We start from the raw sequence: 1,331 nt of genomic DNA, 5'->3' as shown, positions 1-1,331 counted from the left end.
AGTCCGTGAGACAGACTGATATTCAGCTTCTTTAGTGTACCACTTTTTGTCGCCATCAAATGATGAGCACGCAGGACAGCCAACAATTAGGAAAGAAGCTGCGCTGGCTTAAATAATTACGAGGAGAGATATTAATGGACGTAATTTATAAGCAGTGTTGTGGGATTGACATTCATAAGAACATGTTAATGGCTTGTGTTTTTACGGGTGTCAGAAAAAAAGAGATCCGTCAATTCGGGACTATGACAGATGATATTTTAGAATTAGTATCTTGGGTCAAGGAAACGAATTGTGAAATAGTAGCCATGGAAAGCACAGGTTCTTATTGGAAACCTGTATATAACATCTTAGAAAGTGAGGGAGTTAATGTAATTGTTGTAAATGCCCAGCATATAAAAGGTGTACCTGGTAGGAAGACTGATATAAAAGATGCTGAATGGATTGCAGACTTAGTTAGGCATGGGCTTGTAAAGGCTAGCTTTATACCTAATCGTGAGCAAAGAGAACTTAGAGAAATTATTCGATATAGACAAGATCTCATTGAGGAAAGGGCTAGAGAAATAAATAGAATACAATCAGTTCTGGAAGGCGCCAATATCAAACTGGGAAGTGTTATTACAGATATAAGTGGACAAACAGGAATGGATATACTTAGGGCAATAGTTAGTGGAATAACAGATCCTGTAGCTTTAAGTAATTTGGCAAAAGGAAGAGCTTTAAGTAAAATTTCTGATCTTCAAAAGGCTCTAAAAGGAAGCATTGGTAAACATCAGATGCAAGTTATCAAACACCAAATCGAACATATAGAGTTCATTTCAAATACTATTCTAGAAATGGATGAAGAGATTAAAAAAAAACAGAATTTGCAGCTGAGCATATAGAGTTACTTGATGAAATACCTGGAATTGGTGTAAGAAGTGCAGAAAGAATTATAGCTGAAACTGGTATTAACATGGAACAGTTCATAAGTGCGGACCACTTTTGCTCATGGGCAGGAATTGTCCCTCAGTGTAACGAAAGTGCTGGTAAGAAAAAAAGTACAAGGATAAGAAAAGGAAATAAGTTTCTAAAGGCTACTATCGTAGAATGTGCAAGAGCTGCAATACGGCACAAGGATAGTTATTTCTATGCAAAGTACACAAAGATAGCCGCGAGGCGCGGAGGAAAAAGGGCACTTATAGCTATAGCTCATAGTATGCTTTTAGCCATCTACCATATACTGAAGAAAAAAGAACACTTTATGGATTTAGGAAGCAATTATTTCACTTCAATGAATGCAGAAAAGATAATAAATAAGAATATCAGATCTTTAGAAAATTTAGGTTTTGAAG

At 36.3% G+C, this 1,331-nt stretch carries 1 pseudogene; it reads left to right on the top strand.

Annotation, left to right across the window (positions count from 1 at the left end):
* Nucleotides 1-134: 134 nt before the first annotated feature.
* A pseudogene (locus JK636_RS24210) lies at nt 135-1,331 on the top strand (IS110 family RNA-guided transposase); the annotation flags it as partial.

The organism is Clostridium rhizosphaerae (assembly GCF_016765585.1).
Classification (GTDB): Bacteria; Bacillota; Clostridia; order Clostridiales; family Clostridiaceae; genus Clostridium_AT; species Clostridium_AT rhizosphaerae.
Note: the sequence above shows the minus strand (reverse complement) of the source record. Positions and strands in the feature narration are given on the sequence as shown.